Genomic DNA, 12,610 nt, shown 5'->3' on the forward strand with positions numbered 1-12,610 from the left:
TATAACGCAACATGAGCACGACGCCGCTTTTCAGTTGTACCAGTTGCTCGAAAGCCCGAAGCCACCCGGGGGCCGGCCGCCGCGTCAGCGGGCAGCGGCGTTCTGTGCCACGCGAAGCTGGCGGGCGCGGGTCAGCACCGCATCCTCCAGCGTGCCGGCGGTCTCCGGCCCGACCGAGACGTCGCGCCAGTCGTTGCCGGTCCGCTGCTGCTTGAACACCGAGACCCGGACGCCATCGGCGCGCAGTTGGCGGTCCATGATGTAGAGGTTGACCTTGAACCGCTCGTTGGGCGAGTCGGGCGGGGTGTACCAGTCGGTCAGGATCACGCCGCCGAACGGGTCGGCCGAGGCGATCGGCATGAAGGACAGCGTGTCGAGCGAGGCTCGCCACAGGAAACTGTTGACGCCGATCCCCCCGGTCGCGTCCTGGTCGCCGCCACGCTTGTTCTTGCCGAACAGGTTCAGGCCGCCCTCGGTGCCAAGCAGGCTGCCGAACTTGTAGTCCTTGTTCTTAATCTGCTCTTCGACGGTTTCGGTCTTGCCGCCCCAGCTTGCGCAGCCGGCGATCGAGACGGAAGCCGCGAGCAGTACAGGGACAAGGCGAAGGGCGGTCGAACGGCGCATGGTCGGGAACCCGGTTCAGAAAAGGGGTTGCCGCGCGCGAGTCACGCGCGGAATGCCGGTGAACAGACCATAAGTGGACGGCACCACGCAACAGCGGAAGCATCTTTGCCCCGCCCCGCCACAACAGGACGACAACAGGCGCGGCTTGTCGGGTTCGACTGTTGCGGGCCTGCAAGCGCCCCCCTCTTAGTGTGCTCCATGCGACACACTGTCCCCCCAATGCAGCAATCCGGGAGATTTGCCGCTTGCTGGCAAGGGCGGTGGTGCGTACGAAAGTCTCAGCCAGGACGTCAACCAGGCTGAAACATCTGCTGCCAGGATGGAGGCAACAATCATGAACCGTTATCTGCTGGCCGGCGCCGCCGCCGCCGCTCTCGCCCTCGGCGCTGGCGCTGCCAACGCCCAGGCCAAGTTCGAAGTCAAGATCGGCGGCGACGCCTACTTCGAAGCCGGCTACGTCGATCAGGATCTGGACTCCGGCCTGCGTTCGACCGAATTCCGCAACCGCATGCGCATCAACATCATCCCGTCCGCCAAGGCCGACAACGGCCTGGAGTACGGTGCGCGTATGCGTCTGCGTGCCAACGCTGGCACCAACAACGCCCGCAACACCGACGCCGACCGCGCTTACATCTTCGCGCAGGGCTCCTTCGGTCAGGTCCGCCTCGGCGTGACCAACTCGTTCAACGACGAGACCTACACGACCGCCCCGCTCGACTACCTGCCGCTGGGCATCTATGACGCCCTGCCGGCCTGGATCGGCACGACGGCCAACGGCCTGAACAGCGGCGCCGCCAGCACCGTCACCAACGGCAACACGATCATCACCCAGTCGCTGGTGGCGGAAGCCAACTCGACCAAGATCGTGTACTTCTCCCCGCGCTTCGCCGGCCTGCAGGTTGGCGCCAGCTACACCCCGCGCAACGACAGCTCGGCCACCGACGTCAACCGCGTCAAGCCGGTCGGCACCTTCGCCGCTGGCGGCGCTGGCACCTACACCGACATCGTCGAAGTCGGTGCGAACTACAACAACACCTTCAGCGGCGTGACGGTCAAGGCCAGCGCCGGCTACAACTGGGGCCGCGCCGTCGACGACGTCACCGGCTCGAACTACAAGGACCTGAACGCCTGGCAGGCTGGCGCCCAGGTCGGCTACGCCGGCTTCGCCATCGGCGGCGGCTACATCGACTACGGCAAGTCGGGCCAGAACAAGCGTACGGGTGTCTTCACCGAGAACACCCGTACTGGGTGGTCGGGTGCTCAGTACACCACGGGCCCGATCGTGGTTGGCGCCAACTACAAGAACGGCAAGGATGCCGGTTCGCTCTTCGCCGCTGGCAACCGCGAGCTGCAGGTCTACGAATTCGGTGTCGGCTACACCGTCGCTCCGGGCCTGACCGTCCAGGCTCAGTACGACTACTTCAAGCTCGACAACGACTCCGCCAACGCCGACGACAAGGGCAACGTTGTCCTGCTCCGTTCGGTCCTGGCGTTCTAATCGATCTTTCGATCGATCATCCGGAAACGGATGGAAAGGGCGGTGGCTTCGGCCACCGCCTTTTTTCTTGGGTAACCGCCTGTTTTCCTTGCCGACTTTCTGGGCGCGGCGCCCGCTTTTTGTCCCCACAATAGCTCAAAATTAAGACAGCCCCGTTTTTTCCCGTCAAACCAACCAGTTATGGGTGTGTTTTTGTTGCAACTGTGTTGCGAATGCGAAAAAGCACCTCAGTTTGCCTCTTGCCGGAGTAATTGGTAGGCGGTTAAGTCTTGGATACAAAGACAACCGACCGCTCCCGGCTAAACGGGGCGTACGCACAAGGATGGACAATCCATGAAGCGCTCTCTCGTCATCGGCTGTGCAGCCGTTGCCCTCGCCGCCGGCTGCGGCACCGCCTCGGCCCAGTCGAAGTTCGACATCCTGCTGGGTGGCGACGCCTTCTTCCAGGGCGCCTATGTCGACCAGGACAACGACAACGCCCTGCGCAAGACCGAGTTCGCCAACCGCTTCCGTCTGACCGTCACCCCGACGGCCAAGGCTGACAACGGCCTGGAATACGGCGCCCGCCTGCGCCTGCGCGCCTCCAACGGCACCAGCAACGTCCGCACCACCGACGCCGACCGCGCCTACATCTTCGTGAACGGCACTTTCGGCTCGATCCAGGCCGGCGTCGTCAACGGCCCGTCGGACGACACCGGCGTCATCGGCCCGAACGTCGACGGCATCTCGGGCAGCCCGGACGGCTGGGTGTTCAACTATTACGGCGTGACCTCGCTGCCGTATGTGACCGGCTCGCTGCGCACCCTCGAGTCGGGCGACGCCAGCACGAAGATCGTCTACTCGACCCCGAGCTTCGCCGGCTTCAAGCTGTCCGCCGCCTACACCCCGACCTACGGCAGCAGCAACACCAACATCGAGCGCCGCAAGGACGTCACCTACAACGACATGGGTGAAGTTCAGGCCTACTATAAGGGCGCCTTCAGCGGCGTTGGCATCGAAGCCAGCGTTGCCTACCAGTTCGCCCAGGCCCCGACCGGCTTCGAGGATCTGTCGTCGGTCCACACCGGCGCCACCATCACCTACGGCGCCTTCGCCATCGGCGGCAGCTATGCCTTCAGCGGCGACAGCGGCTACCGCAAGGGCCACACCGGTGTTGACGACAACCAGGTCTGGCTGGTCGGTGCCCAGTACACCGTCGGCCCGGTCATCCTGGCTGCCACCTACACCGACGCCAAGGGCGCCAACGTCGGCACCGGCGCCTTCACCGCCGCCGATTACGCCCGTGCCCACGTCTACCAGGGCGGCGTGACCTACGCCGTTGCCCCGGGCCTGACCACGGGTCTGGAGTACAGCTACGTCGACAACAAGTCGGGCGGTCGCAACAACGACGCCAACATCGTTCTGTGGGACACCCGCTTCTCCTTCTAAGGGACGGGTTCCTGGCAGCAAACGTGAAGGCGGCGGAGAAATCCGCCGCCTCTTTTTTTGTTTGTTTTCATCCTGCGGATGCCCCGCCGGCCAGGGAGCCAGCAGCGCCCGGATATCTCTCCGGAGTAGATACCTCTTTATAGAAGAAGCCGCTGGCTTCACGCTTAAGCATCAGCTTGGAATCGCAAATCACTTAGTAAGTGAATTTACATGATCCTGGAATCCGTGCTTTTCCCGTCACTGTTACTAGTGCACTGACGCAGACATAGGATTCACAGCGGGCTGCTGGTGTGCGATTCTGTCGGCATGGCCCAAACCGTCAGCGTCATCGTTGGAGCAGAGGATCGCGCGCGTTTGACCGCGCTCCTCGGCGACCGCAACCGCCCGCACAAGCATGTCCAGCGGGTGAACATCATCGTGCTCTCGGCCGAGCGGCTGCCGGTGCAGGAGGTGGCGCGCCGGGCCGGTGTCAGCCGCCCGGCGGTCTGGCGTTGGCAGATGCGCTACGCCGAACAAGGCGTCGATGGCCTGCTGCGCGACAAGACGCGCAAGCCCGGCCGGGCACCGCTGCCGCCCGCCACCGTGGCCAAGGTGCTGGCGCTGACCTGTTCGGAACCACCCGGCGCCGTGACACACTGGACCGGTCGGGCGGTGGCCAAGGCCGTCGGCATCAGCCTGCGCGCCGTGCAGCGCATCTGGGAAGCCAACCGGCTCCAGCCGCATCGGCTGCGCACCTTCAAGCGTTCCAACGATCCGGCTTTCGCCGCTAAGGTCGAGGACATCGTCGGCCTCTACATGGACCCGCCCTGCCACGCAGTGGTTCTGTCCATCGACGAGAAGAGCCAGATCCAGGCGCTCGACCGTACTCAGCCGGGTTTGCCGCTGAAGCCCGGCAAGTGCGGGACGATGACGCACGATTACAAGCGCAACGGCACCACCACGCTGTTCGCCGCGCTGAACACCCTGGACGGCACCGTGGTCGGCCGCTGCCTGCCCAAGCACACCCACAAGGAGTTCATCAAGTTCCTGAACGCCGTTGAGCGCGTGGTGCCGGTCGGCAAGGTGATCCACGCGATCGTCGACAACTACGCCACCCACAAGCATCCCAAGGTGCTGGAATGGTTGGCCGATCACCCGCGCTGGGTCTTCCATTTCACGCCCACCTCAGCCTCCTGGATCAACGCCGTCGAGGGCTTCTTCTCCATCATCACCCGACGGAGCATCCGGCGCGGCGTGTTCAAGTCCGTGGCCGACCTGCAGGACGCCATCGCCCGCTACATCCGCGAGCACAACAGGGCATCCAGCCCCTTCGTCTGGACCAAGCCGGCCGACACCATCCTCGATAAACTCAGCCGTTTGCCTGCACCTTCTGAATGAGTCAGTGCACTAGGATGCCGGGCCTCGCATCGTCGCCGCCACTTGTCGGCAGGCAGGCCGCGGCACTAAGTCAAGGGGCACCAGACACCGCTCGCGCCCCGGCAGGCCGGGGCGCATGCACCGAGGATGACCCCCATGAAGCGTTCTCTCGTCATCGGCTGCGCCGCTGTTGCCCTCGCCGCCGGCTGCGGCACTGCCTCGGCCCAGTCGAAGTTCGACATCCTGCTGGGCGGCGACGCCTATTTCCAGGGCGCCTATGTCGACCAGGACGACAACACCGGCCTGCGCAAGACCGAGTTCGCCAACCGCTTCCGCCTGACCGTCACCCCGACGGCCAAGGCCGACAACGGCCTGGAATACGGCGCCCGCCTGCGATTGCGTGCCGCCGGCGGCACCAACAACAACCGCAGCACCGACAGCGACCGCGCGTTCATGTTCGTGAACGGCAGCTTCGGCACCATCCAGGCCGGCGTGATCAACGGTCTGTCGGACGAATACGGCATCATCGGTCCGAACATCGAAGGCATCGAAGGCTCGCCGGACGCCCAGTTTCTAAACTACTACGCGAATGCCAACGGCGCCCCCTATGTGCTGGGCAGCCTGCGCACGCTGGAGTCGGGCGACGCCAGCAGCAAGATCATCTACCTGACGCCGAGCTTCGCCGGCTTCCAGGTCGGCGCCGCCTACACCCCGGTGTATGGCAGCAGCAACACCGACATCAACCGCCGCAAGGACAGCACCGCCTATCGCGACATGGGCGAGGTCCAGGCCACCTACAAGGGCGAGTTCGGCGGCTTCGGCCTGGAGGCGAGCGCCGCTTACCAGTTCGCCAAGGCGGCCAGCGGGCTGGAGGATCTGTCCTCGGTCCATGTCGGCGCCAATGTGTCCTATGCCGGCTTCAAGGTCGGCGGCAGCTATGCCTTCAGCGGTGACAGCGGCTATGCCAAGGGCACCAGCGGCGTGGACGACCAGCAGATCTGGATCGTCGGCGCCAACTACACTCTCGATTCGGTGATCCTGGCCGCGACCTACACCGACGCCAAGGGCATCGACAGCAACTTCGCCGGCCTGAACTCCCGCGCCCATGTCTGGCAGGCCGGTGTGACCTACACGGTGGCGCCGGGCCTGACCACGGGTCTGGAATACAGCTATCTGGACAACAAGGCCGCCGGTGTGAGCAACGACGCCAACATCGTCCTGTGGGATACCCGCTTCGCCTTCTGAGCGGCCGGCATCCAGCAGCGGAAACAGGAAAGGCGACGGAGAAATCCGCCGCCTTTCCTGTTTCCGAAAGCGTCTTACTTCTTCGGCGCGGCTTTCGGCTGCTCGGATTTGGCGCCCTTGTCGGCGGTATCGCACATCATGAACAGCACCGACGACTCGAGCGGTGTCCAGACCAGCAGGTAACGCTCCTTCTCGCGGTCGCCGAGGAAGACGATGGTTTCCGGATCGGTGACCGACTTGGGATGGATCTCGCCCAGCAGATAGCCCATGCGGCCGTAGTTCGTCATCGTCCCCTGGAAGATGTAGTCCAGCCGCTCCTGATCATCCTTGGCGACCTCCCAGCCGAACTGCTCCTGCCGCACACAGCGGCGGCCATATTCATCCAGGATCTTGTCCATATAGCTTCGATAGGTCCCGTCATCCGTCAGCGGGAATGCGGGCTCGCTGAAACGGACCTTGGTCATCGGCGACCCCAGCATCAGCTTGGCCTTGCCCTGCTTGGCGCCGGGCTTCGCCGGGGCAGCGGCCTTGGGGGCCGGCTTCGAAGGCTCTTCGGCATGGGCGGGGCTGGCGGCGGGACCGGCGACGGACCAGACGGCGACCGCGGCGGCGAACAGGCCGGCGGGGGCTGCCGATGTCAGGGCGGAGAGCAGGGAACGAAACGGACTCCGCATGCGGAGGTCTCCTCGATATGCAAAACGATGACGATGCCCACGCCGGAGATCCGGATGCATCGGGCAGGGTCGCTTGGGGCGCTTGCGTTTCCGCGGACCGTCCGCTAACACGCCGCGGAAGCGCTGTATACCCGCAGCGACCGGATTGGGGGCGGCCATGACGACGACGCAGGGCACTGGCAAAGATACGCAAACCAGCGCCGAACCAGGCGGATCCAAGAGTGCCGACAGCGTGACGGCACGGCTCGACTCTGTGCGGCACTCCATCGTGGAAACGGCATCCGCCTGCGGCCGCGGCGATGGCGCCGTCACCCTGGTCGCGGTGTCGAAGACCCATCCGGCCGAAGCGGTGGAGGAAGCGCTCGCCGCCGGCCAGCGCGTGTTCGGTGAAAACCGCGTGCAGGAGGCCAAGGCCAAGTTTCCGGCGCTGAAGGAGCGTTTCCCCGAACTGGAACTCCACCTCATCGGTCCGCTGCAGACCAACAAGGTCAAGGACGCCGTCGCCCTGTTCGACGTGATCCAGACCCTGGACCGCCCCAAGCTGGCCGAAGCGCTCGCCGAGGAAATGGCCAAGTCCGGCCGCCGCCCGCGCTGCCTGATCGAGGTGAACACCGGCGAGGAACCGCAGAAGGCCGGCATCGCCCCGGCGGAGGTCGGGGACTTTCTGGCCGACTGCCGCGACCGGCTGCAACTGCCCGTTACCGGGCTGATGTGCATCCCACCGGTGGACGAGGAGCCGGCGATGCATTTCGCCCTGCTGGCCGAGATGGCCGGCAGGCTGGGATTGGCGGAGATCAGCATGGGCATGAGCGGCGATTTTGAGACCGCGGTCCGCTTTGGCGCCACCCATGTACGGGTCGGCACGGCGATCTTCGGCGCGCGTCCCTATCCCGCCACATAGCCGGCAGACCATAGGTTCGGTCAGACGGCCGGGTCGGCGACGCTCAGCGCGCTGCCCGGTCCGCAGTCCTTCAGCAGCCGAAGCATGTCGTCAGGCGCCAGCGCGACGCAGCCGGCGGTCGGTGACCGGTCCGGGCGGACAAGGTGCAGGAAGACGGCACTGCCCATCCCGGGCATAACCGGGTCATCGTTGTGCCCCATCACCACCACGATGTCGTAGACATGGTCGTCGCGCCACAATGCCTCGTGGCTGGCGGGATAAGGGCGGATGACCGGGCGATTGTAAGCGGGGTCCTCCGGTGCATCGCACCAGCCGTCCTGCTCGGCGATAGGGAGGAGCGGCAGCCCGGTTTCCGGCGGCGGCAGGCGGTCGGCACGCCATAGAACGCGGCGCAGCGGGAAACGGCCGACGGGGGTGACGCCATCGCCCTCACGTTTGTCGGCACGAACACCGCCGCGCCCCAGAACGCAGCGCACCTCGCCTCCGGGCCAGCGCAGGCGGCCGGTGGTGATCGGTGCGCCATCCTCTTGATCTTCCACATCCGGCGTCACGCCAATGTCGATGCTCATCCCGATACCCGCATTGTATTGGTGGCCGTCTGCGCCGCTTTGCGCGACTGCTCATATTTGGCCAGATTGCGCATCATCGTCTCCGACAGCATGTCCGGCGTGACCGGAGCCGGTCCCGCTGCCGGGGCAGCATCGCCCGGTTGGGCGGCCGCGGGCTGACCGGCGCCGGTCTGGGACTGACCATTGTTGGTCGCCGTCGCGCCGGCGGAACGTGCCGTGGCCGTCACCGCTCCCGGAACCGGTGCCGCAAAGCGCGGCACGCTGTGCTTCGCCAGCGCCGAGCTTGCCAGCGGCGTGTCACGCGCCGGCATCTTGCTGGGATGCGGCACGGCGGCAAGCTGCGCGGCGAGGACCGGCGATGCATCGGCGGACGCTGGGGCGGACGCGGGGGCGGATTTGCCGGTGGAGGGGGCGGCTGCGGCCGGTGTGCCGGCAGCAGGTGCAGCCGCGGCGAGCCGGATCGGTAGACCATTGGCGGCGGGGGTTGCCGACGAAGCCGGGGCACGGTCGGCTGGCTTGGCGGCTGCGAGCGCGACGGAGAGCCCGGTGGCCGGTGCCTGCGGCGGCTCCGCGGGGGAGCCGGAGGTCGCCGGCCCCCCCGAGGCGTCCGCGACGGCCGTGGAGTCGGCGGGATGGTCACCGCCCCCGAAACCGAGCGAAGCCATGACCGTTTCGCCAACGTCCTTGCCCGTCGCCTGTTCCATCACCGCGTTGGCGATGGAGGCCATGCCCCCGATCACGCCGCCATACAGCATGTCACCCATGATTCGCATGGCGGGCTGGATGGTGTCGCCGGTGATCTCGCGATAAACGGTGCTGACGAGCGGGATGTGCTGCAGCGGGTTGATGATGTCCAGAAAGTCCCAGAAGGACCCCTCGCCCTGGATTTCCACCGGGCCGCCATTGTGGCCGTCGCTGATGACCGGCGACGCCTTTTCGCGCGGCGCCGGACGTTGAACGGCGCTGCTGTCGATGGTGGTGGCGTCGATGGCCATGGGCGGTCTCCCGGCTCGGTGGTCAGGACAGATATAGCAAGCACCGTGCCAACCTGCCGCTCACGATCCGGAGCCGAATCAGCGGATTCAAGAGATTCCGGACAATCAGCACGCGGAATCCGATTCCCATCGCGGCACAGGCGGCAAGAACTGCCGGGCCGGCCTGGCGATTCCTGCCCTGCCGCCTGCGGTTGCCGGCCCCGGCGGTCAGAACATGTGGCCGCTGCGCTCCGCCTTGGTCCGGAGATAGGCTTCGTTATGGCCGTTGGCGGGGAAGATGTGGGCGACCCGCTCCACCACGGCGATGCCGCAGCGGGCGAGCTGGCGCAGCTTCTCCGGGTTGTTGGTCATCAGACGGACCGATTCGAAGCCGAGCTGCCGCAGCATCTCCGCCGCCGGCAGATAGACCCGCTCGTCGGCTTCGAAGCCGAGAATTTCATTGGCGTCCACCGTGTCGAAACCACGGTCCTGGATGCGGTAGGCGCGCAGCTTGTTGACCAGCCCGATGCCGCGCCCTTCCTGGGCCAGATACAGCAGCACGCCGCTGCCTTGCCGGGCGATCTCGGCAATGGCGCCGCGCAGCTGGTCGCCGCAGTCGCAGCGCAGGGATCCCAGCAGGTCCCCGGTGAAGCATTCCGAATGCAGGCGGGCCAGCACCGGCTGGCGCGGATCGGGCTCACCGATGACGATGGCCAGATGCTCGGGTCCGCCATCGGCCGGGCGAAAGGCGTAGATGCGCGTGTTCTCCGACCCGACCAGCGGCACCCGCGCATCAGCGACGCGACGCAACGTCCGCACCACATGCACGCGGTAATCGGCGACGTCCGAGGCCCGCACCAGCAGCAGGTCATGCTCCGCCGCCCATTCCACCGCGCGGGCCCCAGAAGAAGATGGCAGGTCGGCGGAGATCGCGGCGGGCAGCAGACGGGCCAAACGGGCGAGATCGACCGCGGCGGCCTCCCGGCTGCCGGGGCAGGCCTCTCGGGCGGTCAGGCCCTCCGGCAGGCTTCCCTGCGCCTTTGGATGCTGTTCGGGATCGGCAAGCGCATGGGCCTGATCGGCGGTCAGCCCGCCGGGCCGGTCGAGCACCATGGCGCCGAACGCCTCCACCACGGCTCCGGGCGCCTGATCGTCGGCAATGTCGCTCACCGGCTGCACCGCTTTGGCGGATGCCAGCCCCAGCACCACGGCCCGCCGGCGGGTCACCGCCAGCCGCGGCGTTCCGCCGGTGAGTGCCCTCAGCCGCTCCACCGCGTCGAGCGCCACCGATTCCACCGACACCGCGGCGCCGACGGTGCCATCGGCGGTCTCGATCGCCACAACCTCGCCGCGGCGCAGGGCGGCCAGCGCCCGGTCGACGGCGCGCACAGCGGTCTCGTCAATGGGAGCTGCAGTTTGGGGCCACGCGGGCGCAGACAGGGGGACCCTGTTGTGGCGGAAGAGCGTTCGCTTTGCATCGTCAGCGGCTTTGCGTAGCGGGTGCGCCGAGTCCGGCGCGAAAAACGGGACATGGTGCGTTCGACGGGCGAAGCAAAGCGCAGGTGGCGCGCCCCTGTCCAGCAATTCCCGCGCGCCACACCGTTGCCGAAGGCGCAACGATCCCGCTAGCCTGTCCGGCCAAGCGATCATACCGGGTCGCCGGGGCGGAGTCGGCACCCCCATCGGGCCGCTCCGCGGCCGGGACCATGGGCGCTAGGATGGAAACCGCAGCCTTTCTTCCGGGAGCCCTCCCCAGTGACCAGCCACTCGACCAACCGTGACCTGCCCGCCTCACTGCATCTGGTGATGCCTGCCGATCTTCCATCCGAGGCCTATGGCCGCCGCATGGTCGAGGCCTTGCGCGCCGCCGGGACCGGCCTCACGATCCACGCCCTGCCCGGTCCGCACCCGCAAGTCGATCCGTCGGCGATCCTGGCGGCCGACGTCGCGCTGGCCCGGCTGCCGGACGGCGCCCCGGTCCTGCTGGACGGCAACGCCTTGCCCAACCTCGCCGCCAGCCTTCCCTCCGACAGCCGTCGCCTGCGCTTCATCGCACTGGTCGAACGGCTGCACTGGACCGAGCCGGGTCTTCCCAGCGAAGAGGCGGCGGTGCGCCGCAATCTGGAACAGGGGGCCCTGGCCCTGATGCGCCGCGTCGCCGTGCCGGACGACACCGTCGCCGCGGCAATCCGGGAGCTGGGCGTCCAACCCGACCGCATCATCCATGCGGATGCCGACGTGGAAGGGGCGGCAGCGTTGCTGGCTGACCTGTAGGGGCGCGCCATCCCCATCGCGCGATAAGCCAACACGACAATCCTCCGGCGCCATGCTACTAAGGCCGCGCTCCCGCCTCCCGACCTCGTGCCGCAGCCCATGACCATCGCAAAGCGCATCCTCCTTGTCGACGACGACACCGCCCTGCGCCAGTCGCTGGCGGAACAGCTTCGTCTGCTGGAGGAGGTCGAGACCGAAGAGGCAGACGACGGCGCAGGGGCGTTGAAGGCGGTCCGGGCCGCCAGCGAGGCCGGGGCCGGTTTTTCTGCCATCCTGCTCGATGTCGGACTGCCGGACATGGACGGGCGCGACGTGTGCAAGCTGCTGCGCCGCGAAGGCGCGCGCTGCCCGATCATCATGCTGACCGCCTCGGCCACCGACGCCGACACCATCCTGGGGCTGGAATCCGGCGCCAGCGATTATGTGACCAAGCCCTTCCGCCTGGGGGTGCTGATCGCCCGCCTGCGCGCCCAACTGCGCCAGTTCGAGCAGACGGAGGACGCCGTTTTCGCCATCGGCCCCTACAGCTTCCGCCCCGGCGCCAAGCTGCTGCTGGACGAGGTCGCCAACCGCAAGATCCGACTGACCGAGAAGGAAACGGCGATCCTGAAATACCTGTATCGGGCCGGCGATCTGGTGGTCGGGCGCGAAACCCTGCTGGGGGAGGTCTGGGGCTACAACGCCGCGGTCACCACCCACACGCTGGAGACCCATGTCTACCGGCTGCGCCAGAAGATCGAGGCCGATCCGTCCAATGCCCGCATCCTGGTTACGGAGCCTGGCGGGTACCGTCTGGTCCCTTAACCGCCGGTCAATGGAGGCCGCCGGTCAGCGCTGACCGACGGCGGCCAACCCCCGCCGGCTTCCCCGTTCGGCGATGGTGACCTCGCCGGTGAAGCCCAACCAGCGGCGGCGCTCGCCAGTCTGGGGCTTCGACGGAACTCTGCCCAGCCGGGCCATCCCCAGGCCGCAGGCAGAAGGACCGCCCCACAGCCCGCGCCCGCGCGGCACCACCGGCAGCAACCGGAGCTTGCGCCCGACGATCGCCATCCGACGACGCCAATGGC

12 protein-coding genes and 1 pseudogene are annotated in these 12,610 nt (G+C 66.9%); 7 read left to right on the forward strand and 6 right to left on the reverse strand.

What is annotated here, in order from left to right; genetic code table 11:
• Window positions 1-84: 84 nt before the first annotated feature.
• Window positions 85-624, reverse strand: a complete 540-nt coding sequence (locus tag I71_RS24320) for a DUF3576 domain-containing protein (RefSeq protein ID WP_042699663.1) — start codon at window positions 622-624, stop codon at window positions 85-87.
• A 334-nt stretch (window positions 625-958) separates the two neighbouring features.
• Here I71_RS24320 and I71_RS24325 point away from each other — a divergent pair, with 334 nt between their 5' ends.
• The 4 genes from I71_RS24325 to I71_RS24340 all read left to right on the forward strand — a co-directional run bounded on the left by I71_RS24325 (window position 959) and on the right by I71_RS24340 (window position 6,151).
• Window positions 959-2,122 carry a porin gene (locus I71_RS24325; protein WP_042699666.1) on the forward strand — a complete coding sequence of 388 codons (1,164 nt, stop codon included), beginning with the start codon at window positions 959-961 and terminating at the stop codon, window positions 2,120-2,122.
• A 333-nt stretch (window positions 2,123-2,455) separates the two neighbouring features.
• Window positions 2,456-3,550, forward strand: a complete 1,095-nt coding sequence (locus I71_RS24330; RefSeq protein ID WP_042699669.1) for a porin — start codon at window positions 2,456-2,458, stop codon at window positions 3,548-3,550.
• A 306-nt stretch (window positions 3,551-3,856) separates the two neighbouring features.
• Window positions 3,857-4,927, forward strand: coding sequence for an IS630 family transposase (locus I71_RS24335; protein ID WP_042699672.1), 1,071 nt, complete (start codon window positions 3,857-3,859; stop codon window positions 4,925-4,927).
• A gap of 135 nt (window positions 4,928-5,062) precedes the next feature.
• The gene (locus I71_RS24340; protein ID WP_042699675.1) at window positions 5,063-6,151 is read left to right on the forward strand and encodes a porin; all 1,089 of its coding nucleotides are present in this window, start codon (window positions 5,063-5,065) and stop codon (window positions 6,149-6,151) included.
• Between the two features lie 74 nt (window positions 6,152-6,225).
• On the opposite strand, the gene I71_RS24345 is transcribed toward I71_RS24340, so the two are convergent.
• Complete coding sequence (locus I71_RS24345; RefSeq protein ID WP_042699677.1) at window positions 6,226-6,825, reverse strand: hypothetical protein; 600 nt, start codon at window positions 6,823-6,825, stop codon at window positions 6,226-6,228.
• 157 nt (window positions 6,826-6,982) lie between these two features.
• On the opposite strand from I71_RS24345, the gene I71_RS24350 reads away from it, so the two are divergent.
• On the forward strand, window positions 6,983-7,726 hold the full coding sequence (locus tag I71_RS24350; protein ID WP_244434022.1) for a YggS family pyridoxal phosphate-dependent enzyme: 744 nt from the start codon (window positions 6,983-6,985) through the stop codon (window positions 7,724-7,726).
• Window positions 7,727-7,746: 20 nt separating this feature from the next.
• Here I71_RS24350 and I71_RS24355 read toward each other — a convergent pair whose 3' ends face one another.
• The 3 genes from I71_RS24355 to ribA form a co-directional block, all read right to left on the reverse strand.
• Window positions 7,747-8,295, reverse strand: coding sequence for a L,D-transpeptidase (locus tag I71_RS24355; RefSeq protein ID WP_042699679.1), 549 nt, complete (start codon window positions 8,293-8,295; stop codon window positions 7,747-7,749).
• Window positions 8,292-9,290, reverse strand: coding sequence for a hypothetical protein (locus I71_RS24360; RefSeq protein WP_042699682.1), 999 nt, complete (start codon window positions 9,288-9,290; stop codon window positions 8,292-8,294). The genes I71_RS24355 and I71_RS24360 overlap by 4 nt, the downstream gene beginning before the upstream one ends.
• A 207-nt stretch (window positions 9,291-9,497) precedes the next feature.
• The gene (gene ribA / locus I71_RS24365; RefSeq protein WP_244434023.1) at window positions 9,498-10,658 is read right to left on the reverse strand and encodes a GTP cyclohydrolase II; all 1,161 of its coding nucleotides are present in this window, start codon (window positions 10,656-10,658) and stop codon (window positions 9,498-9,500) included.
• Between the two features lie 366 nt (window positions 10,659-11,024).
• Here ribA and I71_RS24370 point away from each other — a divergent pair, with 366 nt between their 5' ends.
• Complete coding sequence (locus I71_RS24370; RefSeq protein WP_244434024.1) at window positions 11,025-11,543, forward strand: glycosyl transferase; 519 nt, start codon at window positions 11,025-11,027, stop codon at window positions 11,541-11,543.
• Window positions 11,544-11,642: 99 nt separating this feature from the next.
• A complete protein-coding gene (locus I71_RS24375) occupies window positions 11,643-12,347 on the forward strand; it encodes a response regulator transcription factor (protein ID WP_042699685.1) in 705 nt (234 codons plus the stop codon).
• 24 nt (window positions 12,348-12,371) lie between these two features.
• Here the strand turns inward: I71_RS24375 and I71_RS24380 are convergent.
• Window positions 12,372-12,610, reverse strand: a pseudogene (locus tag I71_RS24380) (hypothetical protein); the annotation flags it as partial.

The sequence above is a fragment of the Azospirillum sp. B506 genome (genome assembly GCF_000333595.1).
In the GTDB taxonomy this organism is placed as follows: Bacteria; Pseudomonadota; Alphaproteobacteria; order Azospirillales; family Azospirillaceae; genus Azospirillum.